The sequence below is a fragment of the Symbiopectobacterium sp. Eva_TO genome (assembly GCF_053848865.1).
The window spans coordinates 3618816-3644162 of the sequence record NZ_JBSPEY010000004.1; the positions used below are offsets into that span (position 1 = coordinate 3618816).

Genomic DNA, 25347 nt, shown 5'->3' on the forward strand with positions numbered 1-25347 from the left:
ATTTTAAATGACACGTGGGCTTTGTTGAATAAATCAGAGTTAGCGGACAGGATGGTTCCCGCTTGAACACCTGTTTTATGTAATCCGGACGCTGGCCTGCATACCCAACAGCGTCATCCGGTTCAGCGCTTTGACCATCGCCATGGCTTCTCCCACCTGCGCGTCATAGTCTCGCAGGCTCAGGTGGCCACCCAGCAGAGTTTTGATACGGAACATCGCCGTTTCTGCCACTGAACGGCGGTGATAACCCACTTTCTTTTTACAGATGTCATTACTCCCGCTCAGATACTGATTCGCCACCGCATGGTTACGTTCATGGTACTTGTCCGGCCACTATTGCGCCCCGCTTCGCGGCGGGATAAGGGCCTGTTCTTCTTTCTCAGCAACGCATCGTGGCAGTAACGGGACGATGACACAGTATCCCCCATGCGGATATAGCGCCGGATAGTTTGGCGGGAACAGCCCAAATGAGGGGCAATAGCACGTATGGACATGCCTTGCCGACGAAGAACAGCAATCTCCACTATTAACTCCAATGTTAGCATCGGCAGCTCGCTTAAAACTGCCAGTTTTACCCATGGTGGGTCAGTTTTACATTGGCATGTGGGTCATTTCTACATCGGTACTAACAAATCACCTCCCTGGAGAGGTGATTCAGTGGTGCTTCGTTCATCATGACGGCAAAGCAGCAGGCTGTTGTGGCTCTATTTTTATCTATAATTGTTTCTTTTTTAAGCCAATAGACATAGCGAATAGCTAATGCAGGTACAACCCAAATGCCTGATTCAATGCCGCCATGCATTGTCTTTAATGCGTTATTAGCTAACGATTTTGCTATCTTACGAGTCCCCTTACTTTTGAAAAAAGCCGAAGGCCTCTGTGATTCAGTCGCTTTACCTTGCGCAACGGCGGCACGATGTAAATCATTCAGACAGTAAAGCCCGAAAGCGTCCTGACGAACGATGGTATTTTCAATGACAACTAATTTAGACATAACGATTCCTCCATAATTAAACGGATGTGGTTAGAAGGGGGGTACGGGTAAAATTTTGCAGATTGGCGGTCAGATCGCTTACACTTGGCTTAACACAGGAGGAGCCTCTATGGGCCAAGTTGCATTTGATACATTGCAGGCGTCAGAAGAGCTTCAAACCGCCGGGCTTACGAGTGAGCAGGCCAAGGCGATTTCGCTCGTCGTACGCAAGTCTCATGAGGTGGCGGATGTTGTTACCAAGCGTGACCTTGAAGACGTACGCAAAGAGATGCAAGCTCGCTTCGAGAAGACCGACGCGCAGATAGCCGATGTCCGCAAGGACCTGTCCGCAGAAATAGCCGATGTGCGTAAGGATCTGTCCGCAGAGATAGGCAATGTCCGTAAGGACCTGTCCGCAGAAATTGGCAACGTCCGCAAGGATATGGAAATCGTCCGCAGAGATTTACAACTTGAAATGGCAGGCATTCGCTCTGAGCAAAAATTAATGTGTATTAGCTCAGACCTGATCTGACAGTTACCGGTTATTTATACAGGTGTCTGTCAGATTAAATCTGGTTCAGATTTTTTTCTGCCCAGACTCGTTTACCATCAAGTAACGTGGCCATTGGCGTACGCCCGCAGCACATTTTACCCTGATGAGTTCGCTCATTATTGTAATGCCACAACCAGTTGTCCAGATCCTTTTGTAGACTTTCTAGGTCCTCGTATAACGTCTTACGGAACGCAACCTGATAAAAATCCTGCAAAATAGTTTTATGGAAGCGCTCGCAGATACCGTTTGTCTGCGGAGACATCGCTTTCGTTTTCGTATGGTCTATATCGTTGATAGCCAAGTACAGCTGATAGTCATGTTGTTCCACTTTACCGCAGTACTCCGTCCCCCTGTCCGTCAGTATTCTTAGCATTGGCAGCCCCTGAGCTTCGTAGAACGGCAGCACGCGATCATTGAGCAGGTAGGCGGCAGAGATCGGTGCTTTACTCGTGTAAAGCTTGCAGTGCGCCACTTTCGAGTACGTATCCACGAACGTCTGCTGGTAGATACGGCCAACACCTTTCAGATTACCCACGTAGAAGGTGTCCTGCGACCCCAGATAACCCGGGTGAGCAGTCGCTATTTCACCACAGGCTTCGTCGTCGTGCGCCTTCTTCTCCAGTGCAGCGATTTGAGCATCAGTAAGTACGATGCCTTCTCTGGCAACTTTTTCCTCAAGTGCCTTCAGGCGCTTACGAAAGTTTTCCAGATCGTGTCGTTGCCAGATGGAGCGCACACCGCTGCCAGAAATGAAGACGCCTTTTTTACGCAGCTCATTACTGGTCCGGTGCTGGCCATGAGCCGGGAACTCAATGGCGTAATCAACAACCGCACGTTCAGTGGCTTCATCAGCACGGTTTTTCAGGTTGGGAACCCGGCGGTTTTGGTTAACCAGAGCGTCAATGCCGCCTTCTGCCGCCAGTTCCTGATAGCGATAAAACGTGTCGCGTGACACCCCCATGATTTTACAGGCTTTTGATACGTTACCGAGTTCTTCGGCGAGATTGAGCAGGCCGGCTTTGTGTTTGATGATGGGATTGTTAGTATGAAGCATGAGAGTTACCTCGTGTTTTGTATAAGGATTCGACACCCATATCAAAACCGGTAACTCTCAACCTTTCAAGGTCCAGTGTCAGATCAAGTCGCGACTAATACATGAGTGCTGGAATTCTGGGTATTCTCTCTCTGGTTGTGAAAGCTTTTCTCGTTACGGCCCTTTAATCAATTCTGCCATCCTGGGTTGTTAGCTCAGTTGGTAGAGCAGTGGACTCTTAATCCATCGGTCGCAGGTTCGAATCCTGCACAACCCACCATATTTGGGATTAGTCGCTTCTGACAGCACCGTAACGCCCTCTGTAATCTTTAAAGCGTTCGTCTTTAGATGGGTCAATCTCTACTTTGACATAAACTCTATTTGCTTCCGCTGCGATCCGCTTCTCTTCGGCTAATATTACCCGTGCTTCCCATGCCAGCCACTTTTCTTCCCAATTAATTAACCGTGGGTGAGGCAGTCCTTTTTCACTGGCTTCAACTCACCTCGTTATACACATCTCTGTTCGTGCCTGAGCGCGCGTAGCGTTTCGGCGGCCGTCATGACTTTCTGCAAGCCTTTCCAGATAGTTTTTGCGCCTGGTTCACCGTCGCCTTTTCGAGCAAGAAAGCCTCCGAGTTGCGCAACTAAGCGCAATACTTCGTTTAGCTTAGGGCGGCCCTTGGGCATACGCTTGTTCATCAGTATGTAGTGGCACACTGATACTGGCCACCTGAGCGGAGGTGATATGCTCACCTCATCAACACGACAGGTGACCTCATGGGTAAACATTTTACGGCGGAATTTAAGCTCGAAGCCGCAAAGCTGGTTGTCGACCACGGCTACACATACGTTAAGGCCGCAGAGGCGGTTAATGTCAGCCATTCTGCCATTAGTCGCTGGGTCAATAAGCTTCGCCTTGAACGACAGGGAAAAACGCCAACGGGACTTCCTCTTACCCCTGAACAGCTCGAGCTGCGTGAGATGAAGAAAAAAGTCCAATGCCTTGAAATGGAGAACGAAATCCTAAAAAAGGCTACGGCGCTCTTAATGTCGGACTCACTCAACGGTTCACGGTAGTCGACAGGCTGAGGGCGCGATACCCGGTCACGGCGTTGTGCCAAACTTTTGAGGTACATCGCAGCAGCTACAGGCACTGGCAGGCTTCCGCTAATGAACCCGACGGTGAGCGCGTGGTTAAGTGTAGTCGCGTCATGGAAGCCTGGAACGCCAGCGGCGGCTCTGCCGGCGCTCGAAGTATCGCGACCATCGTCACCGGCAGCTCCGGTGTCAAAATGGGGCGCTGGCTGGCTGGCAAGCTGATGAAGGAGCTGGGTATCGCCAGCTGCCAGCGACCGGCTCACAAATACAAACGCGGCGGCAATGAACACGTTGAAATACCGAACTATCTCAACCGCCAGTTCGCGGTTACCGCGCCGGATCAGGTCTGGTGCGGCGATGTGACCTACATCTGGACGGGCAAATGCTGGGCTTACCTTGCGGTGGTGCTAGACCCATATCGTTATACACATCTTTCTAACGCACTGTTTAATCAATGAGTTACGGGTTTATCTCAGAGTGGCATTTTGAACCTCAAAAAGCCAATGGGATGGCTTGAATGCCTTAATTCACGGGGTTCTGAGCATCCTGTTCAAAAAATGGCCAAAAGATGTGTATAACGATATGGCGTAAAGCAGCCCCTTGCTGAAGTAATTCGTAAACTTCACCAGGTTGATACGGCGGCTCCGGCGGCGCGATATCCAGCTCATGACGTGATTGCGTAATAAACTCACCAAACCAACGCTGGAAGTGTTCCGATTGCTGCACCAGATCCAGCATCATTTTTTGCAGTACATCCAGCTCTTGGGGCAATACCGTGGCCGGATGTTCACGTTCAGGGATATCGGGATCGCTATAACGATAGCTCCCCAATTCAGGAGCCAGCACATAATCGGCAAAGCCACTGACCAGTTCGCGCCCGTTAGGCGAACGAAAGCCGACCGAATAGTTGAGTGCATTCTCCAATGAATAGCCTTTATGGGGAAAGCCAGGCGGAATATAGAGAATATCGCCTGGAGACATCAGCTCATCAATAATCGGCTCGAACGGATCAACCTGGAGAAGATCCGGGTGAGGGCAGTGCTGCTTCATGGGGATCGTTTCCCCGACGCGCCAGCGGCGCTGACCGGTTCCCTGAATGATGAAGACGTCATATTGGTCGATATGCGGCCCTACGCCGCCGCCCGGTACGGAGAATGAGATCATCAAATCATCGGTACGCCAGTCGGGAATATGACGAAACGGGCGCATCAGTGCCGCTGAGGCGTCATGCCAATGGTCGACGGCCTGTACCAGCAAGGACCAGTTGTGTTCACCTAAATGGTCAAAGCTGTCGAAAGGACCGTGGCTGACGTGCCATTTACCTGCATCGTGGCTAACTAAACGGCTGTCAACTTCGTTTTCCATTGCCAGCCCGGCAAGTTCATCGGGCGATATGGGATCGATGAAATCGGTAAAACCCTGTTTGATCACCACAGGGCGTTTTTGCCAGTAATTCGCCATGAAAGATGGCCAATCGAGATTCAGTTGATAATCCATACCATGTGTTCCAACAAAGGGGGGCTGTAAGAGTATAACCATTTCAGCGTCGGCGTTGCAGCACAGAGCGGTTGTGCGATTACAACAAGGCCGAGGTTAATCAGGATGTGGATGCTGGCGGCCGAAAATGGTTTCAACGCGGGCACCACCAAGGACACTGTCGGTGATGATAATTTCCCCTTCGTATTGCTCGATAATATCCAGCGCGACAGAGAGTCCAATACCCTGACCGGGGCGCAGCGTATCCGCTCGTTGACCACGTTGGAAAATCATCTCACGTTGGCTGCGTAGTATGCCGGGGCCATCATCGTCGATCAGTAAATGCAGGCGATGGTCCGAATACTGTGCGCTCACTTCAACAAACTCAAGGCTGTATTTGCAGGCGTTGTCGAGCACGTTACCCAGCACTTCCATAAAGTCGTTTTTCTCGCCGACAAAGGTCAATTCCGGGGAAATATCCAATGTGATGACGACGCCTTTACGTTGATACACTTTGTTCAGTGCGGAGCACAGGCCATCAAGCAATGCCGGAACGGAGTGCACTTCACGCAGCAGCAGGTTGTGTTCATAACGCATACTCGCGCGATGCAGGTAGTAGCCTATCTGTTGTGAGATACGACTGATTTGCGCCAGCATCACCGGTTCTACCTGCTCGATATGTACTTCTTTATCCGTGCGCAGCGCACGTAATGTGGTTTGAAGCACGGCAAGAGGCGTTTTTAGGCTATGCGTTAGATCAGTTAGCGCCGTGCGGTATTTTTGATAACGCTTACGTTCGTTGTTGAGCAGAATATTGAGGTTGCGTACCAGGCTATAAAGCTCGCGTGGTGTATTCTCATCAAGCTGTTCACGGGTGCCATTTTCCAAATCGGCAACCTGTTCCGCCAGCGTCTTGATCGGGTGCAAGCTACAGTGGGCGGCGAGCCAGAGCAAAGGCAGTACCAGCAGTAAATTGGCGATAAAAACATAGCTAAACCACTCCCAGACCATATCTGCCTGTTGCAGTTCCTGGGGAATCTTATCAATCACGACAATGGTCAGCGCAGGCAGACTTTCTGTGGCCGGGTAGGTATTGACGGCGATGGAGTGGGTAAACGGTGTTTCTTCAACCTTGCTGCTAAAGCGGGTCAGCTTACTGAGGAATTGTGCATAGCCTTTGAGTACCGCGCTGCTGGTCTGGGTGTTGGTATCAAGTTCGTGGTAATCAGTTTTTGTCAGACACTCGGGTTTTATCAGCGCTTCAAGTTCCGGTACTTCACGTTCGCGCCAGAGAATTTTGCCGTCCTGATCGTAAATCAGCACCAGCGTGGGATAGCTTATATCCATGTCAGACGGCATGGTGACGCTAAGCTGATGGTCCTTCCACTGCGCCAGACGGTAAAACAGGTTGCTTTCACCGCGGAGCAAACGGAATGACGTTTTATCGAAACTTACGCTATAGCCAATAATAGCGACGGCCCCATAAGACAACGACAGGGCCAGCACTATAGCGACAGCAGCAAGCAGAAAACGGACACGTAAGGAGAATGGCAGTCTTTTTACACGCATAGCTATGAAGAGGCGACCAAATCAAAACGATAGCCTTGGCCTCGTACGGTAGTGATGACGTCGGCATCATACACCAGTTGCAATTTTTTGCGCAGACGTCCCATCAACACATCAATAGTGTGGCTTTCACGCAATTCTGCATCAGGATAAAGTTGTAGCATGAGTGACTCCTTGCTGACCACCTTACCGTTGTTACGAATCAGCGTTTCAATAATCGTGTATTCAAATGCCGTGAGCTTAATCGGCGTACCCGCCACCATTAATTCACGACGCGACAGATCAATTTCGAACGGCGGTAAACTGATTAACTGTGAAGCCAAGCCGCTGTTACGCCGCATCAGCGCCTGCATTCGGGCAACGACTTCCTCGAGATGAAAGGGTTTCGTTACATAGTCATCAGCACCGGCTTCAAGTACGGCGACTTTATCCTGCCAGCTTTCTCGTGCTGTCAGCACCAGAATGGGCAGCTTCACTTGCTGATTGCGCCAACGGCGAATCAGCGTCATACCATCTTCAACGGGCAATCCCAAGTCCAGAATAGCGATATCAGGGGCATGTTCATGCAGGAAATAATCTGCTTCTTTAGCATCGGCAGCCGCATCAACCTGATGGCCCATTTCTTTCATCTGAACGGTGAGGTGATGGCGCAGCAACACATTATCTTCAACAACCAGTACGCGCATGACTTTATCCTTCATTGAACTAGACGATCCGGGCTATGCCTCCTAATTCTAACAAAAAAAGCAGAATTGAGCATTGGCGGTGGCGATGTGAATTATCCACAATCGCAGTAAACTAAATGTAAACAAACGTCGAGGGAATGGAGAAAAAACCTAACGCGAATCAATAATCAATCGCAAAGTAGGTACGAGGGGCGGTTACCCCCCGTACTTACACGTTATTTTAACGTGTCTACCAGCGTCACCGCGTGACCAATGTAGGTTGACGGCGTCATAGATTTTAGGCGTGTTTTTTCTTCTTCAGGCAGTTCCAGGCCGTCAATAAATGCCTGGATGCCTGCGCCGTCAACGCGTTTTCCACGTGTCAGTTCTTTCAGTTTCTCGTAAGGCTTCTCAATACCATAACGGCGCATGACCGTTTGGATAGGTTCTGCCAGCACTTCCCAGTTGTTGTCCAGTTCATCCAGCAGACGGTCGCGGTTCACTTCCAGTTTGCTGATGCCCTTCAGTGTCGCTTGATAAGCGATTAACGCATAACCGATACCCACACCTAAATTACGCAGTACGGTGGAATCGGTCAAATCACGCTGCCAGCGCGACACCGGCAACTTGGTTGCCAAATGGCTCAGTACGGCATTGGCCAGTCCCAGATTGCCTTCGGAGTTTTCGAAGTCGATAGGGTTCACCTTGTGCGGCATTGTGGAAGAACCAATTTCACCAGCGATGGTTTTCTGCTTAAAGTGATTCAGTGCGATATAACCCCAGATATCCCGATCGAAATCGATCAGAATTGTATTGAAGCGGGCTACGCAGTCAAACAGTTCCGCGATGTAGTCGTGCGGTTCAATCTGTGTGGTGTAGGGATTCCACTGAATACCCAGCGAGATGACGAAGCTTTCGCTGAATGTGTGCCAGTCCAGAGTAGGATAAGCGGCCAAATGGGCGTTGTAGTTACCCACGGCGCCATTGATTTTGCCAAGAATTTCGACCTGTTGCAGTTGGCGATATTGGCGCTCCATGCGGTAAACCACATTAGCAAACTCTTTGCCGATGGTCGATGGCGTTGCGGGCTGACCGTGAGTGCGGCAGAGCAGGGGAATGTCGCGATACTGCTGTGCCAACGTTTTAAGGGCATCAATAATGTGACGCCAGAACGGCAGAATGACATCACGGCGTGCGCAATCCAGCATCAAGGCGTGAGATAGGTTGTTAATATCTTCTGACGTACAGGCAAAATGGATAAATTCATTGACCGCATGCAGGCTTGGGACCGCAGCGACTTTTTCCTTCAGAAAATACTCGACCGCTTTAACATCATGATTGGTCGTGCGTTCGATGGTTTTGATACGCGCGGCGTCAGTTTCATTGAATTCTGCGACAATTTTATCAAGGAAAGCGTTTGCGTCGGCGTCAAATGCAGGAACTTCCTTGATTTCTGCACAGGCTGCCAATTTTTGCAGCCAGCGGACTTCAACCTGCACACGAAATTTCAGTAAACCAAATTCACTGAAAATAGCGCGTAACGTGCTGACTTTATCACCGTAGCGACCATCAATCGGGGACACGGCGGTCAGTGAGGATAATTCCATCGCAAGCAACTCCTGGGGTGTATTTATCAAAGTATAGGTTTAACAACACATAAATTAAAAACAATAGTATCAGCAACGCTTAGGCGTTGTGATGATGCATGGGTGGCCTCAGCGCCGTTTATTTATGTCACAAGCGGGCGCCCGTGGATTAGCAACGGGCCAGTATCTGTTTGGCTTCTTTTACCAAACGAGCACGAGAAAATATCAGCTGCAAACGTCCACCGCCGACCTGTTGCCACAGCACAGCCGCACGGATACCCGCCAGCAGCGCGGCGCGCACTTTAGCCTGCACTTGTGTATTTTTCAGCACTTCCGGGGAACCTGTTACCTGAATTCGTGGGCCCAGTGCGCTGATGACATCGACATAAATGCCAGCCAGAGCACTGATAATCGTCTCTGACATCAGCTCAAAATGTTCGAGTTGGCGTGATAGTTGGCTAATACGGTTACCCAATTCGTCGAGCGCTGCGCTATTACCGCTTAACTTGCGCTCAAGGGCAATCAAACTAAAGGCATAGCGGGATAATTCTGCGCCCACGCCCTTGGCGCTGCTGTTTAAAATTCCCAGCAAGGTTTCCAATCCGACCTTTACGTTACGCTCATCGCCACCGAATACTGCCACGGTAGAGCCGGGATTCATATCTAACAGGCTGTTGAGTGAGGTTTGCAGTACGTCATTATCGCAGTGACCATGGTGCGCCAGTTGTTGAACCAGATGGGCAGATTGGCAAACGCCCGCCAGGGCCAGCGTGATGTCCTGATAATTTTTAGCCACAGGCTACTCCTGTACTCGTTCTTCGATGATGCCACCGCCAAGACAAACCTCTCCCTGATAAAACACCGCAGACTGACCCGGTGTGACGGCAGCAACCGGCGTATCAAAACGAACGCTGATGCGTTCGCTATCCAGCGGGGTTACCGTACAGGGAATATCTTCCTGACGATATCGCGTTTTCACGGCACAGCGGAAAGGTTCAAGGCGCTGTTGGCGATCGACCCAATGCAACTGTTGCGCGATAAGTCCCTGTGACATCAGGCGTGGATGATTGTGTCCTTGCGCAACATACAGAATATTATTCGCGACGTCTTTATCAACCACATACCAGGGATCTTCGCTGCCCTCTTTGACACCGCCGATGCCTAGTCCTTTGCGCTGTCCCAGAGTGTGGTACATCAAGCCCTGATGCTGCCCCATGGGTTTGCCGTCATCGACAGACAGGATAGGTCCCGGTTGTGCAGGCAAGTAGCGCGCCAGAAAATCTCGGAATTTGCGTTCACCGATAAAACAGATACCGGTGGAATCTTTCTTTTGCGCGGTTGCCAGACCAAGGTGTTCTGCGATACGACGCACTTCAGGTTTTTCCAGTTCTCCCACCGGAAACAGGCTTTGTGAAATTTGCTGGTGGCTAAGAGTGTAAAGGAAATAACTTTGATCTTTGTTGCGGTCTTTTCCGCACAACAAACGCGTGGCACAGCCGCTGTCATGGCGGCGAACATAGTGGCCGGTAGCGATATAGTCGGCCCCAAGATCTTCAGCGGCAAACTCCAAAAACGCTTTGAATTTTATCTCTTTGTTACACAGGATATCAGGGTTGGGTGTGCGGCCTGCGCGGTATTCCGCCAGAAAATGTTCAAAAACATTATCCCAATATTCCGCAGCAAAATTGACGGTGTGCAGCACAATGCCCAATTTGTCGCATACGGCTTGTGCATCGGCCAGATCGGTGGCGGCAGAGCAATACTCTGTGTCATCGTCTTCCTCCCAGTTCTTCATGAACAGGCCTTCAACCTGATAGCCCTGTTGCTGTAACAGGTAGGCGGAAACGGAAGAATCGACACCGCCGGACATCCCGACAATGATTTTTTTCTGGCTGTTATCTGACATGGGCGTCTCACGAACTGAAGTGTTGACGCGCAGCTCAAAGGACTTCAACGCGTCAGCATGAAAAACAAGCGACATATTTTATCATGATGTTGCCCGAGCTGCATGGCTAATCCTGCGCATTGGGCATTTCAAAAGGCCAGTTAAAGGCTCCCAGCAAGCTGAGGGGATAGCGTTCTGTCGTCTGATAGCAGCGAATACTTTCTGCTACCAGCGGCGATCGCAGCTGTGTGGAATGCAGAATTTCCTCGGCGCTGAGCCAGTGACAGCAACTGATATCGCTGTCATGTGGGGTGGTTGGAAGTCTTGCAGGGAGATCAATGGCGAAGCAAAAACGCAGAAACGGGGTTTGGTCGGGGGCAATCCATTGGTGAAGACGTAAAAAAGCCTGCGGTGCTGCAGTGATGCCGGTTTCTTCCCACAGTTCACGTCGAGCCGACTGAATCAATGTTTCGTTAGCTTCAAGGTGCCCCGCGGGCTGGTTCCAGGTTGCTTTACCGCGAATCTCTTCTTCAACGATTAAAAAATGGTTTTCAGCCTGTACCACACAGGCCACGGTAACATGCGGTTTAAACATCGAGAATCTCTCTCCAGGTGCCAGGCGATAAATGATCCAGTGTCTGATTGGCCATACCGTAGCGTATTAAGCGTAGGGTTGGATAGCCTATGTGCGCTGTCATGCGACGAGCCTGACGGTTTCGCCCCTCATACAGCGTGATTTTTAGCCAACTGTCTGAAACGGTTTTTCTTTCGCGAATTGGTGGCACGCGTGCCCATAGCCACTCCGGGGGAGCAACAATTTCTGCACCTGCAGGCAATGTCTTGCCATCTTTCAACTGCAAGCCACTACGAAATTGCTGCAAATCTGCCTCTGTCGGGGTGCCTTCTACCTGAACATAATAGATTTTCGCGGTTTTTTTCCCCGGTTGAGTGAGTCGGGCTTGCAGTTTTCCGTCATTAGTGAGAATCATTAGACCCTCGCTATCACGATCCAACCGTCCTGCGGCATAAATATCTGGAAAAGGGATATAGTCTTTCAGGGTGGTGCGGCCTGCTTCATCGGTAAACTGCGGAAGCACGTCAAAAGGTTTGTTGAACAGAACGATGCGGCGCGGCGCAGTGGAAACCGCGCGTTTACGCGAAGTTTGCGAGCTGAATCGATTAAGATTTTGATTTTTAAACGATAATTTATTCATCATCTTTATAGCCGAGAGTTACAAAGGCATTATACTCGAAATGGTTTGCGATTGGCGCGGGCAAAATATTCAAGTAGTATTGACTCGCATCTTACAAATCATTAACAAAATTGCGCTCGAAGGAGAGGTTAATGGAAAGCAAAGTAGTTGTACCAACAGACGGACAAAAAATCACTGTTGATGCCCAAGGTAAGCTGAACGTTCCTAATAATCCGATCATCCCCTTTATCGAAGGCGACGGTATCGGCGTGGATGTGACTCCTGCGATGATCAATGTTGTTAATGCCGTAGTGAAAAAAGCTTATGACGGCAAACGCGCTATCTCATGGATGGAAATCTACACCGGTGAAAAATCCACCCAAGTGTATGGCAGCGACGTCTGGTTGCCGGAAGAGACGCTGGATTTGATTCGTGATTACCGTGTCGCTATCAAAGGACCATTGACTACGCCTGTCGGCGGCGGTATCCGTTCTCTGAACGTTGCCTTGCGTCAACAGCTGGATCTCTATATTTGCCTGCGCCCGGTTCGTTATTATGAAGGTACACCAAGCCCGGTTAAACAGCCTGAGCTGACTGACATGGTGATCTTCCGTGAAAACTCCGAAGACATTTATGCGGGTATCGAGTGGAAAGCCGGTACCGCTGAAGCAGACAAGGTAATCAAATTCCTGCGTGACGAGATGGGTGTGAGCAAGATCCGCTTCCCGCAACAGTGCGGTATTGGCATCAAGCCATGCTCTGAAGAGGGTACAAAGCGTCTGGTGTGTGCCGCTATTGAGTACGCCATCGTCAACGATCGTGAGTCTGTGACGTTGGTCCACAAGGGCAACATCATGAAATTCACCGAAGGCGCGTTTAAGGACTGGGGCTACCAACTGGCACGCGACGAATTCGGCGGTGAGCTGATCGACGGTGGACCGTGGGTTAAAATCAAGAACCCGAACAGCGGCAAAGATATTATCATCAAAGATGTGATTGCCGATGCGTTCCTGCAACAGATTCTGCTGCGTCCAGCGGAGTACGACGTTATCGCTTGTATGAACCTGAACGGTGACTACATTTCCGATGCGTTGGCTGCTCAGGTCGGCGGTATCGGTATCGCGCCCGGTGCCAACATTGGTGATGAATGCGCGCTTTTCGAAGCGACGCACGGTACAGCGCCGAAATATGCCGGTCAGGATAAAGTGAACCCCGGTTCAGTGATTCTTTCCGCGGAAATGATGCTGCGCCACATGCACTGGTTCGAAGCCGCCGACCTGATTGTTAAGGGTATGGAAGGGGCGATCAAGAACAAGACCGTGACCTACGATTTCGAACGTCAGCTGGAAGGCGCTAAGCTGCGGAAATGTAGCGAGTTTGCTCAAGACATTATCGATAACATGTAACCCACTGTTAAACATGGATTAACAATAGGGGCCAATTTTGGCCCCTTACTTTTTGCGCCAAAACCCTTTCCGACCCTGTACATGATTCTGTGTAAATGCCTTTCTCAGTAGTGACCGTCCAGGCGGTCACCGAACTCGATAATAAAACGGCTCATTGCCATACGCCAGTCCCGCAGTGGCATCGTCCATTTCTGTGAGGCCGACTGGATTGCCAGCCACACCACCTTTTTTAATTGCATGCCGGATCACACTGTTCAGCGACTCGATGGCGTTGGTTGTGTAGAATCGGGTTTTGGCATGAAGGCGATGTAATCTTCCTTCATCGTCTTCACGAACCGTTCTGCCATGCCGTTACTCTGTGGACTGCTCACTGCTGTTGTGCAGGGCTCCAGATTCAGTTCTCTGGCGAACTTCCGCGTTTCATGCGTTGTGTACGCTGAACCATTATCCGTCAGCCATTGCACTGGTTTATCCGGCAGCGCGCTACCGAAGCGTTTTTCCACCGACCTCAGCATCACATCCTGCACGGTTGAACTGTCATAACCCCTGGTGCTCGCTGCCCAGTCTATGGCCTCCCGGTCGCAGCAGTCCAGTGCGAACGTCACCCGCAGCTTCTCGCCGTTGTCACAACCGAACTCGAAGCCATCTGAGCACCAGCGCATATCGCTCTCTGCTACCGCGATTTTGCCTTTATGCTCCCGTTGCGTATTCGCATGCGATCGATCATCGATTCGCATCTAAGGTCGATCACGTTTTCGCATCGTAATCGATCACCCGGGAACCTAACTTTTTTATCGTTTTAGCGTGTTTCTTCTGCGCTTTCCACTGCCAGGCTATTTTTCCTTAATGATTCTCCCTGAAGCTCCACTCTGTGAGAGTTGTGGATCAGCCGATCCAGGAAGGCATCTGCCGCCGTCGGGTTTTCCATCACTCCGTACCATTGCTCCACCGGCAACTGGCTGATAAGGATCGTGCTGGTTTGCCCATATCGCTCTTCCGTTATTTCCAGCAAGTCATTGCATTGCCGCGTTGTGATAACTTCAAGACCAAGGTCGTCCAAGATAAGAAACTCTATTTTTTGAAGCTGTTTCAGTTGCTTAAGCCAGCTGCCGTCCAGTCGGCCCTGCTCAAGCTGATCCAGCAGCCGACCCATGCGCCAGTATTGAACGCTTCTCTTTTGCCGGCACGCCTGCTCGCCCAGGGCACAACCTACCCAGCTTTTTCCGCTGCCAGTTGGCCCTGTTATCAGGATATTCTTGCTGTGGGTGATGTAATGCCCGTTCAGAAGCTCGCGCATCTGTTCGGCCTTTAACCCTCGGGAGACCGGATAGTACATACCCTCAGGGGTTGCACCGTGGCGCAACCGTGCCTGCTTTCTCAACCGCCCAACACGGCTGTTTTCACGATTCAGTAGCTCTTCTTCGACAAGTAACCCCAGGCGTTCTGCGAACCCCAGCTCATTGTATGTACCAGGTGCCTCACGCTGGCGTATCATGCCATCGGCCATTGCCGACAGCTTCAGCGTTCTAAGTTTGGTTAGCAGGTCATCAGTCATAACGACTCCCTTTTTCAGTGGTAATATTTTGGACCACGCAGATTCTCGTGCTCCAGTGGAAGCTGTAACTCTCTATTTCCTTTAACTGTTTCTCCGATGCCCTCCCTGTTGTGACGCAGCAGATTCTCGATAAAACGCCTTTCCGGATGGTTCAGCCCGCAGGCCTTGTCACAGGCTTTTTCCAGCCGTTCGGCACCGTATTTTTTCTGGAGCGACAGTAGGCCGAGAACAGCCCGATAAGCCTGCTCAGGATGATTCTTCGCGTTTAGCATCGCTTCCACCACCTGCCAGGTCGCCTTGCCGGTTCTCGCGGCATTATCCAGCAGCTTTTCAGGTGTCCAGCTGCTGTGCCCGCGGTGATTGACCGGCATGTGTGCCGGATTCGTGCTGTGGCTGTACTGCCGATCGCTGCGAGGGTGCTGAGCCACGCAGCGGCCCTTATGCCAGACCTGGACCAACGTCTGACCCGCTTTTACCGACAGCCTTTCACCAACCAGCTCATGGGGAACGGAGTACCAGTGGCGGTCGTATTCGACGTGATAGTCAGGAGCGACCTTCACCGCACGGTATTCGGTGTATTCATAGGGCATGGCTGGCAACGGCTGCAGGCACGGCGCATCGAGCAGCGCAAAGCGCTGCGCTCGGCTCTGGCCCCCATAACCTTTCATTGGCCGGTTATTCAGCTCGGTCATCAGCTCACTGAGCCTGACGTTGAGCGCATGCATCGTATGGAAGGTTTCATTGCGTATTCGCGCCAGGAGCCACCTTTCGACCAGCAGGACGCCGTTTTCCACTTTGGCCTTGTCTTTCGGTTTGTAGGGTCTGGCTGGCATCACTACCGTGCTGTAATGCGAGGCCAAAGACTGATAGCTGTCGTTGATGACCGGCTCGTAGCGATCTGCTTTCTCACCGCGCTACGCAGATTATCGGGTACCAGCAGGGCTGGAACGCCGCCGAGGAAGGTCAGGCAGTGGCTGTTAGCATTCAGCCAGCTCATCATGTCCTGACCGGGGCAGGCTTCTGCATAGGTATAATTTGACGCTCCCATGACAGCGACGAAGATGGCGACCCGGCGCACATTTCCCGTATCGGGGTCGGATACCGGCACCGTGGGCCCGCAGAAGTCGATGAACAGCTTCTCACCGGCACGGTGGGTCTGGCGCATCGAGCGTTTCTGGCATTTCTTCCATTGGCGATAACAACGGCAGAACTGAGAGTAGCCCAGCGCCATTTCTCCGGTTTGTAGTGGCACACTGATACTGGCCACCTGATCGGAGGTGATATGCTCACCTCATCAACACGACAGGTGACCTCATGGGTAAACATTTTACGGCGGAATTTAAGCTCGAAGCCGCAAAGCTGGTTGTCGACCACGGCTACACATACGTTAAGGCCGCAGAGGCGGTTAATGTCAGCCATTCTGCCATTAGTCGCTGGGTCAATAAGCTTCGCCTTGAACGACAGGGAAAAACGCCAACGGGACTTCCTCTTACCCCTGAACAGCTCGAGCTGCGTGAGATGAAGAAAAAAGTCCAATGCCTTGAAATGGAGAACGAAATCCTAAAAAAGGCTACGGCGCTCTTAATGTCGGACTCACTCAACGGTTCACTGTAGTCGACAGGCTGAGGGCGCGATACCCGGTCACGGCGTTGTGCCAAACTTTTGAGGTACATCGCAGCAGCTACAGGCACTGGCAGGCTTCCGCTAATGAACCCGACGGTGAGCGCGTGGTTAAGTGTAGTCGCGTCATGGAAGCCTGGAACGCCAGCGGCGGCTCTGCCGGCGCTCGAAGTATCGCGACCATCGTCACCGGCAGCTCTGGTGTCAAAATGGGGCGCTGGCTGGCAAGCTGATGAAGGAGCTGGGTATCGCCAGCTGCCAGCGACCGGCTCACAAATACAAACGCGGCGGCAATGAACACGTTGAAATACCGAACTATCTCAACCGCCAGTTCGCGGTTACCGCGCCGGATCAGGTCTGGTGCGGCGATGTGACCTACATCTGGACGGGCAAATGCTGGGCTTACCTTGCGGTGGTGCTAGACCTGTTCGCCCGCAAACCGGTGGGCTGGGCCATGTCGACGTCGCCGGACTCGGCGCTGACAGTTAAAGCGTTGCAGATGGCCTGGGAACTCCGGGGACAACCAACAGGAGTCATGTTCCACAGCGACCAGGGCAGCCACTATACCAGCCGTCAATACCGGCAAGCCCTGTGGCGCTGCCGGATAAAGCAGAGTATGAGTCGGCGGGGTAACTGCTGGGATAATGCGCCAATGGAGCGGTTCTTCCGCAGCCTGAAGACAGAATGGGTGCCGACAAAGGGTTACAACAGCTTCAGCGAAGCCCAGGACGCGATTATCCGCTACATCACGGGGTATTACAGCGCTATCCGGCCTCACTGGTATAACGGCGACTTAACTCCAAACGAATCTGAGCGACTGTTCTACATACAGTCTAATGCGGTGGCCAATATTAGTTGACCACTACAATCAGGCAATGGCCACGACAGCGATGCGGCGGTAAAACGGGAGAGCACCTCATAGACTGTGGAAGGGCTGACCCTAAGAGCAGCGGCGATGGTGCGATTAGACTGGTTGCACTCAAATTTGAGTTTGAAGATCTGAAGACAAGTCTCCATGGGACTCCTGCTTTTTCTCTTTCTGGCCATCGTTATCTCCATTTCAGTAGAAACTGCGAACGGAGAGGAGGTTAGAAGAGTTAAGTCCCGGAGTGATCGATACGACGCGAATCAGTGATCGACCTTAGATGCGAAATCGTGATCGATTGTCATGCGAATCACTGATCGATCACGATGCGAATATGCACCCGCTTCGGACGTTCAGTTTTATCATGCAACAGCAGCAGGTTATGCTCGCTCATTATCCTGTAAAGCCGTTTGGCGTTCACCGGTGGAAGTCCCTCTGCACGACGTTGCTTACGCAGGATACCCCACACTCGGCGGTAACCGTAACTGGGCATGTCGCTGATGATACGGAGGATGTCCGATAATATCTCAGCATCAGCTTCGTCATTACGCCGGTTGCTGCGCCTGTCCAGCCAGTCGGCAGAACGGTTAACCCGCAGTGACAGCTGCGCACGCGACACGCTCATGGCGCGGCTGACCAGAGCTATTCCCCGTCCTTTGGCAACAAGGGCGCGTGCGCTATCCATTTTCGCGACTGGCGGTACTCCACTGCTTCTTTGAGGATCTCAACTTCCATCCTCTTCTTACCCAGAAGGCGCTGTAGCTCCCGGACCTGCTTGAGGGCAGTCGCCAGCGCCGAAGCTGGAACCACTTCTTCTCCGGCCGCAACGGCGGTGAGGCTTCCTTCCTGGTATTGCTTCTTCCACTTAAACAAAAGGCTGGGCTGGATGCCATGCAGGCGGGCTACATGGGAGACGTTCATCCCCGGCTCCATTGTCTGCTGAATGATGGCGATTTTCTCTTGCGGAGTTTTACGCTTACGGACTTCTTGCCCTAACAGGATCCCGGTCATTTCAAAATTAGCATGATTGTTAGACATATATCTAAGCCTATCTCTTATCTGGAGATACAGCTACTGTCTGGTGTTACAGGGGGCTACAGGGCAAGAGCTCCATGGTCAACGGGTTTATGCGTCACTTGCCGATATTCCTGCCAAGGTGGACATGGTCGATGTCTTTCGCCAGTCAGAGGCCGCTTACGAGGTAGCTAAAGAAGCTATCGCCATTGGTGCAAAAGTGCTGTGGTTACAAATTGGCGTCATAAACGAGCAGGCGGCGGTGTTGGCAAAAAATGCCGGACTTGAGGTGGTGATGGATCGCTGCCCGAAAATCGAGATTCCACGCTTAGGTCTTGCCAAGTAACTGGTCTGCACTTAATGCCGGCTACTGCAGCCGGCATTAATGCTGTAAGCGAGGCGCTCGCTGCTTGATCTCTTTAGCAAGCTCATCCAGAGAAGAGTGTCTGTTATTATCGGGCGTTTCTTGCATCAACTGTGCTTCCGCCAGATAGGTATGAATGGCTTGTCCTTGTTCATCTTCCATCACAACATGATACCAAGGTGAAGAGCGCAGCGTATCGTGGGCATCCAGTTCCTCCCACGCCGGGCTTACCAGCGAGTATTCAGGATCGATATCAATCACGACACCAGGGTATCCCAGCAGTTTATGACGAATCTGTTCTCCAATACCAAATTTACAGATAATCATAATGCCTCCTGAGATAATTTGACTCTGTAACCTTACTTCTATATGGGCGCGAACGCCCAGATTTCAAGTTGTATGTGGAACAGCGTATTTGCTAACGGAACGAGGTTATTTTACTGCTAATAGTATGAGGCATATTGTATCGCCGTGCAGGAAATAAAGGTGTCTGCCCATTGATGATTGAGGAGGCGTTTAGATGTCTGAACACTGTGTGACAGCCTATGTATACGGTGTGGTGCAGGGGGTTGGTTTTCGTTATCACACACAACAGCAGGCCTGACAGTTGGGCGTAAAAGGGTATGCCAGGAATTGTGAGGATGGCAGTGTGGAAGTGGTAGCCAGTGGTGAGCCGCAGCAGGTTGAACAACTTATCATTTGGCTAAAAGCGGGTGGACCGCGCAGTGCTCGTGTTGAGCGCGTTCTTGTCGAGCCTTGCGCGATGATGGATTACACGGGTTTTTCAATCCGCTATTAGCCGAATATCAGATGCATTTTACCGGCTTAGGTAGTCCTGCAATTTTGGTTGCCTGTTTGGCGGGGCCTTTCGGAAAGAGCCGATACAGGTAGCGGCTATTACCTTTTTCTTCGCCGTACTTTTGTTCCATCGCTTTTACCAGCATGCGAATCGCCGGTGAGGTGTTGAACTCCAGATAGAAGTGGCGAACAAAGCGCACCACTTCCCAATGGACATCTGTTAACGCGATATCTTCCTGCTTTGCCAGTAGCGGTGCGAGAGACTCACTCCAATCAGCGATGTTAAGCAAGTATCCCTGTGCATCCGTTTCTATAAAACGCCCTTCAAACTCCAACATAGTGCCTCGTAACCCCTGTTTTAAGCGAAGTGTAGCAAAGAAATTCAGTCGGAAGAATGGGGGATCAGGGAGAATAAAAAGGCCTGAGCGGCAGAGACGCCATACTCAGGCCCGTTACAGCAGTACAATGATAAAGGCAGAAGCCTCAATCCGGTTAGTCGTTGCGCATGATGCCTAAAATGCTCAACAAGCTCACGAACAGGTTATAAATGGAGACGTACAGGCTAACCGTGGCGCGAATATAATTCGTTTCACCACCGTGAATGATGTTGCTGGTTTCCCAGAGAATGGCACCGGCAGAAAACAGAATGAACAAGCCACTCAACGCAAGATGTAACGCCGGAAGTTGGAGGAACAGATTGGCAATCACCCCGACGATCAGAACAACAAATCCCGCCATCATCATCCCGGACAGGAATGACATATCCTTGCGCGTTGTTAGAATATAGGCAGAACAGCAGAAAAAGACCAGGGCCGTGCCGCCCAATGCAAGCATGATAATGTCAGAGGCGCCGGAGGCAATCAGTGAGCTCAGAATCGGGCCCAACGTGTACCCCATAAAACCCGTGAGCGCAAATGCTGCCAGAATACCTGCTGGACTGTTGGCGAGTTTGTGGGTCAAAAACATCAGACCGTAAAACCCTATCAGCATCAACAATAAGCCAGGCGCGGGAAAGTTTAGCACCGTACTGACGGTTGCGGTAAGCGCGGAAAAACCCAGAGTAAGTGATAAAAGGAAATACGTGTTACGCAGCACCTTGTGCGTGCTGAGCAGTGAGCTTTCCTGTCTGGAAGAGACCACAATACGATCCATGGCAGCGACTCTCTCTGTTAAATGATTATTATGACTCAGTAGGCCTTGTTGAATAATAGGGAATCGTGCTGTTTTACTATGCCCATTTTGGTAGAAAATGCTTATCACCTCAGGCATTCCGTTTTCTCATGATGCTTAACTGCATGATTTTACCTTGCTGGAAACAATCGTTTTACTGGGCTGGTAGCATAAAATCTGTTTATTCAACAAAGCCGACTCAGGATATCAGCATAGATGGTTGCATAGGGTTATTAAAGACGTTTTACCCTTCTTTACGCTGTGAAGTGCTAATTTTATAAGCATTATGATGATATTACGTCCAGTTAATGCTAAATAGGTTATTTTTAGCGCAGTTGAGCGTTATCAGGCTTTACAACCTGACGGGCTGTGTTTATAGTTCGCTTCGTTGTGGAGGGGTGGCCGAGTGGTTTAAGGCAGCGGTCTTGAAAACCGCCGAGTGTAACAGCTCCGTGAGTTCGAATCTCACCTCCTCCGCCACTTTTTTCAAGTACTTATCTGTAGTTTCCCATCTTGCTTTTCTCCCTGTTGGTATTCACTTGGTATACTTTGTTGGTATATCCATTTCGCTTAACTGCATGATTATTCACTTTTATTGATTAATGGTAAATCGAGAGTAGGGCTGATTTTTGTCTTGCGATCATAGGTAATCACCTGCATTTCGGTTTTGTGTCCAGACCCTGTACATAAATTTGTGTAATTGACTGATTTTTATATGTTCAATCCAACATCAAAAACAGGTTAATTTATGGACGAAAAACAGTTGCAGGCTCTGGCTAACGAACTGGCCAAAAATCTCAAAACCCCTGACGCTCTCAGCCAATTCGATCGCCTGCTGAAGAAAATCAGCGTTGAGGCTGCTCTCAACGCCGAAATGTCCCACCATCTGGGCTACGATAAAAATCAGCCCAAACCGGGGGCCAACTCCCGCAACGGCTATTCCACAAACACCGTGACCACCGGCGATGGCTCTCTGGAACTACGTACTCCGCGCGATCGTGATGGCTCCTTCGAACCACAACTGGTGAAGAAAAACCAGACCCGGATCACCGGGATGGATAACCAAATCCTGTCCCTGTACGCCAGAGGGATGACCACCCGCGAGATAGCGTCTGCGTTCAACGAGCTGTATGACGCGGATGTCTCACCGGCGCTGGTCTCGAAGGTCACCGACGCCGTGATGGAACAGGTTACTGAATGGCAAAATCGTCCACTGGATGCAGTCTATCCCATTGTTTACCTTGACTGTTTCATCCTGAAGGTCCGGCAGGACAGTCGCGTCATCAATAAATCCGTGTTCCTGGCACTGGGTATCAACATCGAGGGCCAGAAAGAACTGCTGGGTATGTGGCTGGCCGAAAACGAGGGCGCGAAGTTCTGGCTCAATGTGCTGACAGAACTAAAAAACCGCGGCCTGAACGATATCCTCATCGCCTGTGTCGACGGTCTGAAAGGCTTCCCGGATGCCATCAACGCGGTGTATCCGGAAGCCCGCATCCAGCTGTGCATCGTGCACATGGTACGCAACAGCCTGAGGTTCGTCTCTTGGAAGGACTACAAAGCCGTCACACGCGACCTGAAAGCCATCTATCAGGCCGCTACGGAAGAAGCAGGCCAGCAGGCGCTGGAAGCATTCGCCAGCGCATGGGACAGCCGCTATCCACAGATAAGCCGGAGCTGGCAGACGAACTGGAGCAATCTGGCAACGTTCTTCGCTTACCCGGCAGATATCCGCAAAGTCATCGACACAACCAACGCCATCGACTCGCTGAACAGTGTGATCCGGTATGCAATTAAAAAACCAAGGTGTTCCCGACTGACGACGCAGTGAAAAAGGTGGTGTGGCTGGCAATCCAGTCGGCCTCACAGAAATGGACGATGCCACTGCGGGACTGGCGTATGGCAATGAGCCGTTTTATTATCGAGTTCGGTGACCGCCTGGACGGTCACTACTGAGAAAGGCATTTACACAGAATCATGTACAGGGTCTAAGTTAAGGGAGACAGAATTTCTTTCCAAACAATCTTGCAGCCTTGCCACTGCGATATCTCTTTTTTCTCCTTCACCATGTGGGGAACTTTTCTCCCATGCTTTCCAAAAAGCATGATATTCTTCAGGATTATTAGGTGTCGTTATAGTTTGAGTAGATACGCTTGAATGTGTGGTAGGCATCACTGGTACTGTGTTTATTAACGCTGCTGAACGTGAATAGTTGTCATCTTTTATAGTGTAGTGGTCAACTAATATTGGCCACCGCATTAGACTGTATGTAGAACAGTCGCTCAGATTCGTTTGGAGTTAAGCCGCCGTTATACCAGTGAGGCCGGATAGCGCTGTAATACCCCGTGATGTAGCGGATAATCGCGTCCTGGGCTTCGCTGAAGCTGTTGTAACCCTTTGTCGGCACCCATTCTGTCTTCAGGCTGCGGAAGAACCGCTCCATTGGCGCATTATCCCAGCAGTTACCCCGCCGACTCATACTCTGCTTTATCCGGCAGCGCCACAGGGCTTGCCGGTATTGACGGCTGGTATAGTGGCTGCCCTGGTCGCTGTGGAACATGACTCCTGTTGGTTGTCCCCGGAGTTCCCAGGCCATCTGCAACGCTTTAACTGTCAGCGCCGAGTCCGGCGACGTCGACATGGCCCAGCCCACCGGTTTGCGGGCGAACAGATCTAGCACCACCGCAAGGTGAGCCCAGCATTTGCCCGTCCAGATGTAGGTCACATCGCCGCACCAGACCTGATCCGGCGCGGTAACCGCGAACTGGCGGTTGAGATAGTTCGGTATTTCAACGTGTTCATTGCCGCCGCGTTTGTATTTGTGAGCCGGTCGCTGGCAGCTGGCGATACCCAGCTCCTTCATCAGCTTGCCAGCCAGCCAGCGCCCCATTTTGACACCGGAGCTGCCGGTGACGATGGTCGCGATACTTCGAGCGCCGGCAGAGCCGCCGCTGGCGTTCCAGGCTTCCATGACGCGACTACACTTAACCACGCGCTCACCGTCGGGTTCATTAGCGGAAGCCTGCCAGTGCCTGTAGCTGCTGCGATGTACCTCAAAAGTTTGGCACAACGCCGTGACCGGGTATCGCGCCCTCAGCCTGTCGACTACCGTGAACCGTTGAGTGAGTCCGACATTAAGAGCGCCGTAGCCTTTTTTAGGATTTCGTTCTCCATTTCAAGGCATTGGACTTTTTTCTTCATCTCACGCAGCTCGAGCTGTTCAGGGGTAAGAGGAAGTCCCGTTGGCGTTTTTCCCTGTCGTTCAAGGCGAAGCTTATTGACCCAGCGACTAATGGCAGAATGGCTGACATTAACCGCCTCTGCGGCCTTAACGTATGTGTAGCCGTGGTCGACAACCAGCTTTGCGGCTTCGAGCTTAAATTCCGCCGTAAAATGTTTACCCATGAGGTCACCTGTCGTGTTGATGAGGTGAGCATATCACCTCCGATCAGGTGGCCAGTATCAGTGTGCCACTACAGACACAGCCTAGTTACCATTGGTGATTTTTAGAAAACAAAAATATCTATCATGTTGGTTTATCAACCAGCACTATCGAAAACCATAAACTGCATTCTGCGGTTTTTTTTTGTGTGGTGAAAATATGGCTTGGTACAAAACGGGAACCATCGCTGCCACTAACGGCAGCAAAATCATTACGTGCACAGGAACCCAATTCACTCATCCATTAAACGGTGTATCAGCAGGGCGGATGTTATTATTGCCCGCTGCTGGCACTGTTCAAATTTATGAAATTGAGTCTGTACAATCCGATACACAATTAACGCTGGTATCTGCGTTCACTGGCACAACGGGAACGGGTAAAGCCTATGCTATTCCCACCTCTCCGACGGTTTCCATTGAGCAGTTTGCGCATGAATTTGCCTCAACGCTTGCTTATTACCAGCAGCAGTTATCAAGCTGGCAGCAGATATTAACCGGAACGGGAAACGTTACGTTGACCACGCCAGACGGTCAGACCGTTACCGTTCGCTCGCAACGGGCGTGGGATACGGCGCTGAATGGGAAAGCCAATTCCAGCGATGTTTTCTTGCTGAAAGGCGCGCTTGGAACCAATGACCTGAACAATGTTATCGGGACCGATTACCAGGGTATCTGGTGGCAGAATGCGACCGCAAACGCCACGGCGGCAAGGAACTATCCTGTGGTGTCCGCTGGGAACCTGCTTGTGCTCTACAACAGTGTGACCAGCTACGGCATTACGCAGATTTATATCACCCCTGTTTCAAAGCGCATTTTTATCAGAAGCAAGCCAACACCGAGCGATGCATGGACAACATGGGATGAGTTTTGGACTAGCGCAAATCTGCCAAACCCCGCAACGCTTGATACTGCGCAAAACATAAGTGGGCTAAAGCAATTTCGTAGGAATTCAGAAGCGTTCATGATCTTCCCTGCTGAACAAGGAAAGTCGTCGTTCATGATGTAGCCCCCTGTAACACCAGACAGTAGCTGTATCTCCAGATAAGAGATAGGCTTAGATATATGTCTAACAATCATGCTAATTTT

At 51.0% G+C, this 25347-nt stretch carries 21 protein-coding genes, 2 tRNA genes and 12 pseudogenes; 10 read left to right on the forward strand and 25 right to left on the reverse strand.

The window, feature by feature from the left end; all coding sequences use genetic code 11:
• Positions 1-75: 75 nt before the first annotated feature.
• The 3 genes and pseudogenes from ACWWJF_RS21345 to ACWWJF_RS21355 all read right to left on the reverse strand — a co-directional run.
• Positions 76-407, reverse strand: a pseudogene (locus tag ACWWJF_RS21345) (IS5/IS1182 family transposase); the annotation flags it as partial.
• Between the two features lie 63 nt (positions 408-470).
• A pseudogene (locus tag ACWWJF_RS21350) lies at positions 471-545 on the reverse strand (helix-turn-helix domain-containing protein); the annotation flags it as partial.
• Between the two features lie 80 nt (positions 546-625).
• Positions 626-994, reverse strand: coding sequence for a KilA-N domain-containing protein (locus tag ACWWJF_RS21355; protein WP_455870515.1), 369 nt, complete (start codon positions 992-994; stop codon positions 626-628).
• A 109-nt stretch (positions 995-1103) separates the two neighbouring features.
• Here ACWWJF_RS21355 and ACWWJF_RS21360 point away from each other — a divergent pair, with 109 nt between their 5' ends.
• Positions 1104-1505, forward strand: a complete 402-nt coding sequence (locus ACWWJF_RS21360; protein WP_455869127.1) for a hypothetical protein — start codon at positions 1104-1106, stop codon at positions 1503-1505.
• Positions 1506-1539: 34 nt separating this feature from the next.
• Here ACWWJF_RS21360 and ACWWJF_RS21365 read toward each other — a convergent pair whose 3' ends face one another.
• Positions 1540-2580, reverse strand: coding sequence for an IS481 family transposase (locus tag ACWWJF_RS21365; protein WP_455870516.1), 1041 nt, complete (start codon positions 2578-2580; stop codon positions 1540-1542).
• Between the two features lie 183 nt (positions 2581-2763).
• Between ACWWJF_RS21365 and ACWWJF_RS21370 the strand changes: the two genes are divergently transcribed.
• Positions 2764-2839: transfer RNA gene (locus tag ACWWJF_RS21370), tRNA-Lys, on the forward strand.
• A gap of 227 nt (positions 2840-3066) precedes the next feature.
• Here ACWWJF_RS21370 and ACWWJF_RS21375 read toward each other — a convergent pair.
• The gene (locus tag ACWWJF_RS21375) at positions 3067-3441 is read right to left on the reverse strand and encodes an IS4 family transposase (protein WP_455870517.1); all 375 of its coding nucleotides are present in this window, start codon (positions 3439-3441) and stop codon (positions 3067-3069) included.
• On the opposite strand from ACWWJF_RS21375, the pseudogene ACWWJF_RS21380 reads away from it, so the two are divergent.
• Positions 3337-4070, forward strand: a pseudogene (locus ACWWJF_RS21380) (IS3 family transposase); the annotation flags it as partial. The gene ACWWJF_RS21375 and the pseudogene ACWWJF_RS21380 sit on opposite strands and share 105 nt — an antisense overlap.
• A gap of 166 nt (positions 4071-4236) precedes the next feature.
• Here ACWWJF_RS21380 and ACWWJF_RS21385 read toward each other — a convergent pair.
• The 8 genes and pseudogenes from ACWWJF_RS21385 to rluE form a co-directional block, all read right to left on the reverse strand.
• Positions 4237-5154 (reverse strand): annotated as a pseudogene (locus ACWWJF_RS21385) (JmjC domain-containing protein); the annotation flags it as partial.
• A 96-nt stretch (positions 5155-5250) separates the two neighbouring features.
• Positions 5251-6702: a two-component system sensor histidine kinase PhoQ gene (gene phoQ, locus ACWWJF_RS21390; protein ID WP_455870518.1), complete on the reverse strand. Its 1452-nt coding sequence runs from the start codon at positions 6700-6702 to the stop codon at positions 5251-5253.
• A gap of 2 nt (positions 6703-6704) precedes the next feature.
• Entirely contained in the window at positions 6705-7385 is a 681-nt protein-coding gene (phoP, locus tag ACWWJF_RS21395; RefSeq protein ID WP_195313029.1) for a two-component system response regulator PhoP, read from the reverse strand.
• 215 nt (positions 7386-7600) lie between these two features.
• Positions 7601-8971, reverse strand: coding sequence for an adenylosuccinate lyase (purB, locus tag ACWWJF_RS21400; RefSeq protein ID WP_455870519.1), 1371 nt, complete (start codon positions 8969-8971; stop codon positions 7601-7603).
• Positions 8972-9119: 148 nt separating this feature from the next.
• On the reverse strand, positions 9120-9746 hold the full coding sequence (gene hflD / locus ACWWJF_RS21405; RefSeq protein ID WP_455870520.1) for a high frequency lysogenization protein HflD: 627 nt from the start codon (positions 9744-9746) through the stop codon (positions 9120-9122).
• Between the two features lie 3 nt (positions 9747-9749).
• On the reverse strand, positions 9750-10856 hold the full coding sequence (gene mnmA / locus ACWWJF_RS21410; RefSeq protein WP_455871196.1) for a tRNA 2-thiouridine(34) synthase MnmA: 1107 nt from the start codon (positions 10854-10856) through the stop codon (positions 9750-9752).
• Between the two features lie 106 nt (positions 10857-10962).
• Entirely contained in the window at positions 10963-11430 is a 468-nt protein-coding gene (locus ACWWJF_RS21415; RefSeq protein ID WP_455870521.1) for an NUDIX hydrolase, read from the reverse strand.
• Positions 11423-12049: a 23S rRNA pseudouridine(2457) synthase RluE gene (rluE, locus tag ACWWJF_RS21420; protein ID WP_455870522.1), complete on the reverse strand. Its 627-nt coding sequence runs from the start codon at positions 12047-12049 to the stop codon at positions 11423-11425. The genes ACWWJF_RS21415 and rluE overlap by 8 nt, the downstream gene beginning before the upstream one ends.
• Positions 12050-12180: 131 nt before the next feature.
• Here rluE and icd point away from each other — a divergent pair, with 131 nt between their 5' ends.
• Positions 12181-13434: an NADP-dependent isocitrate dehydrogenase gene (gene icd, locus ACWWJF_RS21425; RefSeq protein ID WP_455870523.1), complete on the forward strand. Its 1254-nt coding sequence runs from the start codon at positions 12181-12183 to the stop codon at positions 13432-13434.
• Between the two features lie 104 nt (positions 13435-13538).
• Here icd and ACWWJF_RS21430 read toward each other — a convergent pair whose 3' ends face one another.
• From ACWWJF_RS21430 to istA, 4 genes and pseudogenes are all read right to left on the reverse strand, one after another.
• Positions 13539-13673: a hypothetical protein gene (locus ACWWJF_RS21430; protein WP_455871283.1), complete on the reverse strand. Its 135-nt coding sequence runs from the start codon at positions 13671-13673 to the stop codon at positions 13539-13541.
• Positions 13674-13718: 45 nt separating this feature from the next.
• Positions 13719-14138 (reverse strand): annotated as a pseudogene (locus ACWWJF_RS21435) (DDE-type integrase/transposase/recombinase); the annotation flags it as partial.
• 95 nt (positions 14139-14233) lie between these two features.
• Positions 14234-14989: an IS21-like element helper ATPase IstB gene (gene istB / locus ACWWJF_RS21440; RefSeq protein ID WP_455868472.1), complete on the reverse strand. Its 756-nt coding sequence runs from the start codon at positions 14987-14989 to the stop codon at positions 14234-14236.
• A 14-nt stretch (positions 14990-15003) separates the two neighbouring features.
• Positions 15004-16232, reverse strand: a pseudogene (gene istA / locus ACWWJF_RS21445) (IS21 family transposase); the annotation flags it as partial.
• A 34-nt stretch (positions 16233-16266) separates the two neighbouring features.
• Here istA and ACWWJF_RS21450 point away from each other — a divergent pair.
• Positions 16267-17468 (forward strand): annotated as a pseudogene (locus ACWWJF_RS21450) (IS3 family transposase).
• On the opposite strand, the gene ACWWJF_RS21455 reads toward ACWWJF_RS21450, so the two are convergent.
• Positions 17432-17626, reverse strand: coding sequence for a hypothetical protein (locus ACWWJF_RS21455; RefSeq protein ID WP_455870524.1), 195 nt, complete (start codon positions 17624-17626; stop codon positions 17432-17434). The pseudogene ACWWJF_RS21450 and the gene ACWWJF_RS21455 overlap by 37 nt on opposite strands.
• A gap of 182 nt (positions 17627-17808) precedes the next feature.
• A pseudogene (locus ACWWJF_RS21460) lies at positions 17809-18485 on the reverse strand (transposase); the annotation flags it as partial.
• An 88-nt stretch (positions 18486-18573) separates the two neighbouring features.
• Here ACWWJF_RS21460 and ACWWJF_RS21465 point away from each other — a divergent pair.
• Positions 18574-18834: pseudogene (locus ACWWJF_RS21465) on the forward strand (CoA-binding protein); the annotation flags it as partial.
• Positions 18835-18870: 36 nt separating this feature from the next.
• Here ACWWJF_RS21465 and hspQ read toward each other — a convergent pair.
• On the reverse strand, positions 18871-19179 hold the full coding sequence (hspQ, locus tag ACWWJF_RS21470; protein WP_455870525.1) for a heat shock protein HspQ: 309 nt from the start codon (positions 19177-19179) through the stop codon (positions 18871-18873).
• A 193-nt stretch (positions 19180-19372) separates the two neighbouring features.
• Here hspQ and yccX point away from each other — a divergent pair.
• Positions 19373-19651: pseudogene (gene yccX / locus ACWWJF_RS21475) on the forward strand (acylphosphatase).
• 7 nt (positions 19652-19658) lie between these two features.
• Here yccX and tusE read toward each other — a convergent pair.
• Together tusE and yccA are read right to left on the reverse strand one after the other, a co-directional pair.
• Positions 19659-19988 carry a sulfurtransferase TusE gene (tusE, locus tag ACWWJF_RS21480; RefSeq protein WP_455870526.1) on the reverse strand — a complete coding sequence of 110 codons (330 nt, stop codon included), beginning with the start codon at positions 19986-19988 and terminating at the stop codon, positions 19659-19661.
• A 154-nt stretch (positions 19989-20142) separates the two neighbouring features.
• A complete protein-coding gene (gene yccA, locus ACWWJF_RS21485; protein ID WP_455870527.1) occupies positions 20143-20802 on the reverse strand; it encodes an FtsH protease modulator YccA in 660 nt (219 codons plus the stop codon).
• Between the two features lie 410 nt (positions 20803-21212).
• On the opposite strand from yccA, the gene ACWWJF_RS21490 reads away from it, so the two are divergent.
• Positions 21213-21300: transfer RNA gene (locus ACWWJF_RS21490), tRNA-Ser, on the forward strand.
• A 102-nt stretch (positions 21301-21402) separates the two neighbouring features.
• Here ACWWJF_RS21490 and ACWWJF_RS21495 read toward each other — a convergent pair.
• Positions 21403-21498, reverse strand: a pseudogene (locus ACWWJF_RS21495) (tyrosine-type recombinase/integrase); the annotation flags it as partial.
• A gap of 70 nt (positions 21499-21568) precedes the next feature.
• Here ACWWJF_RS21495 and ACWWJF_RS21500 point away from each other — a divergent pair.
• Positions 21569-22776: pseudogene (locus ACWWJF_RS21500) on the forward strand (IS256 family transposase).
• A gap of 9 nt (positions 22777-22785) precedes the next feature.
• On the opposite strand, the gene ACWWJF_RS21505 reads toward ACWWJF_RS21500, so the two are convergent.
• Together ACWWJF_RS21505 and ACWWJF_RS21510 are read right to left on the reverse strand one after the other, a co-directional pair.
• Positions 22786-23079 carry a leucine-rich repeat domain-containing protein gene (locus tag ACWWJF_RS21505; protein ID WP_455870528.1) on the reverse strand — a complete coding sequence of 98 codons (294 nt, stop codon included), beginning with the start codon at positions 23077-23079 and terminating at the stop codon, positions 22786-22788.
• A protein-coding gene (locus ACWWJF_RS21510) for an IS3 family transposase (RefSeq protein WP_455870529.1) occupies positions 23057-24225 on the reverse strand; the annotation gives its coding sequence in 2 pieces (ribosomal slippage) (positions 23057-23970 and positions 23970-24225; 1170 coding nt in all). Before ACWWJF_RS21510 ends, ACWWJF_RS21505 begins: the two co-directional genes overlap by 23 nt.
• Before the next feature lie 181 nt (positions 24226-24406).
• Between ACWWJF_RS21510 and ACWWJF_RS21515 the strand changes: the two genes are divergently transcribed.
• Positions 24407-25267, forward strand: a complete 861-nt coding sequence (locus tag ACWWJF_RS21515; protein WP_455870530.1) for a pyocin knob domain-containing protein — start codon at positions 24407-24409, stop codon at positions 25265-25267.
• Positions 25268-25347 lie beyond the last annotated feature (80 nt).

Excerpts from the sequence above, each read along its gene's own strand:
- ACWWJF_RS21355 (WP_455870515.1), bottom strand. The coding sequence starts at position 994 with ATGTCTAAATTAGTTGTCATTGAAAATACCATCGTTCGTCAGGACGCT.
- ACWWJF_RS21360 (WP_455869127.1), top strand. The coding sequence starts at position 1,104 with ATGGGCCAAGTTGCATTTGATACATTGCAGGCGTCAGAAGAGCTTCAA.
- ACWWJF_RS21365 (WP_455870516.1), bottom strand. The coding sequence starts at position 2,580 with ATGCTTCATACTAACAATCCCATCATCAAACACAAAGCCGGCCTGCTC.
- ACWWJF_RS21375 (WP_455870517.1), bottom strand. The coding sequence starts at position 3,441 with ATGGCTGACATTAACCGCCTCTGCGGCCTTAACGTATGTGTAGCCGTG.
- phoQ (WP_455870518.1), bottom strand. The coding sequence starts at position 6,702 with ATGCGTGTAAAAAGACTGCCATTCTCCTTACGTGTCCGTTTTCTGCTT.
- phoP (WP_195313029.1), bottom strand. The coding sequence starts at position 7,385 with ATGCGCGTACTGGTTGTTGAAGATAATGTGTTGCTGCGCCATCACCTC.
- purB (WP_455870519.1), bottom strand. The coding sequence starts at position 8,971 with ATGGAATTATCCTCACTGACCGCCGTGTCCCCGATTGATGGTCGCTAC.
- mnmA (WP_455871196.1), bottom strand. The coding sequence starts at position 10,856 with ATGTCAGATAACAGCCAGAAAAAAATCATTGTCGGGATGTCCGGCGGT.
- ACWWJF_RS21415 (WP_455870521.1), bottom strand. The coding sequence starts at position 11,430 with ATGTTTAAACCGCATGTTACCGTGGCCTGTGTGGTACAGGCTGAAAAC.
- rluE (WP_455870522.1), bottom strand. The coding sequence starts at position 12,049 with ATGAATAAATTATCGTTTAAAAATCAAAATCTTAATCGATTCAGCTCG.
- icd (WP_455870523.1), top strand. The coding sequence starts at position 12,181 with ATGGAAAGCAAAGTAGTTGTACCAACAGACGGACAAAAAATCACTGTT.
- ACWWJF_RS21430 (WP_455871283.1), bottom strand. The coding sequence starts at position 13,673 with ATGCAATTAAAAAAGGTGGTGTGGCTGGCAATCCAGTCGGCCTCACAG.
- istB (WP_455868472.1), bottom strand. The coding sequence starts at position 14,989 with ATGACTGATGACCTGCTAACCAAACTTAGAACGCTGAAGCTGTCGGCA.
- ACWWJF_RS21455 (WP_455870524.1), bottom strand. The coding sequence starts at position 17,626 with ATGGAGACTTGTCTTCAGATCTTCAAACTCAAATTTGAGTGCAACCAG.
- hspQ (WP_455870525.1), bottom strand. The coding sequence starts at position 19,179 with ATGATTATCTGTAAATTTGGTATTGGAGAACAGATTCGTCATAAACTG.
- tusE (WP_455870526.1), bottom strand. The coding sequence starts at position 19,988 with ATGTTGGAGTTTGAAGGGCGTTTTATAGAAACGGATGCACAGGGATAC.
- yccA (WP_455870527.1), bottom strand. The coding sequence starts at position 20,802 with ATGGATCGTATTGTGGTCTCTTCCAGACAGGAAAGCTCACTGCTCAGC.
- ACWWJF_RS21505 (WP_455870528.1), bottom strand. The coding sequence starts at position 23,079 with ATGCGGTGGCCAATATTAGTTGACCACTACACTATAAAAGATGACAAC.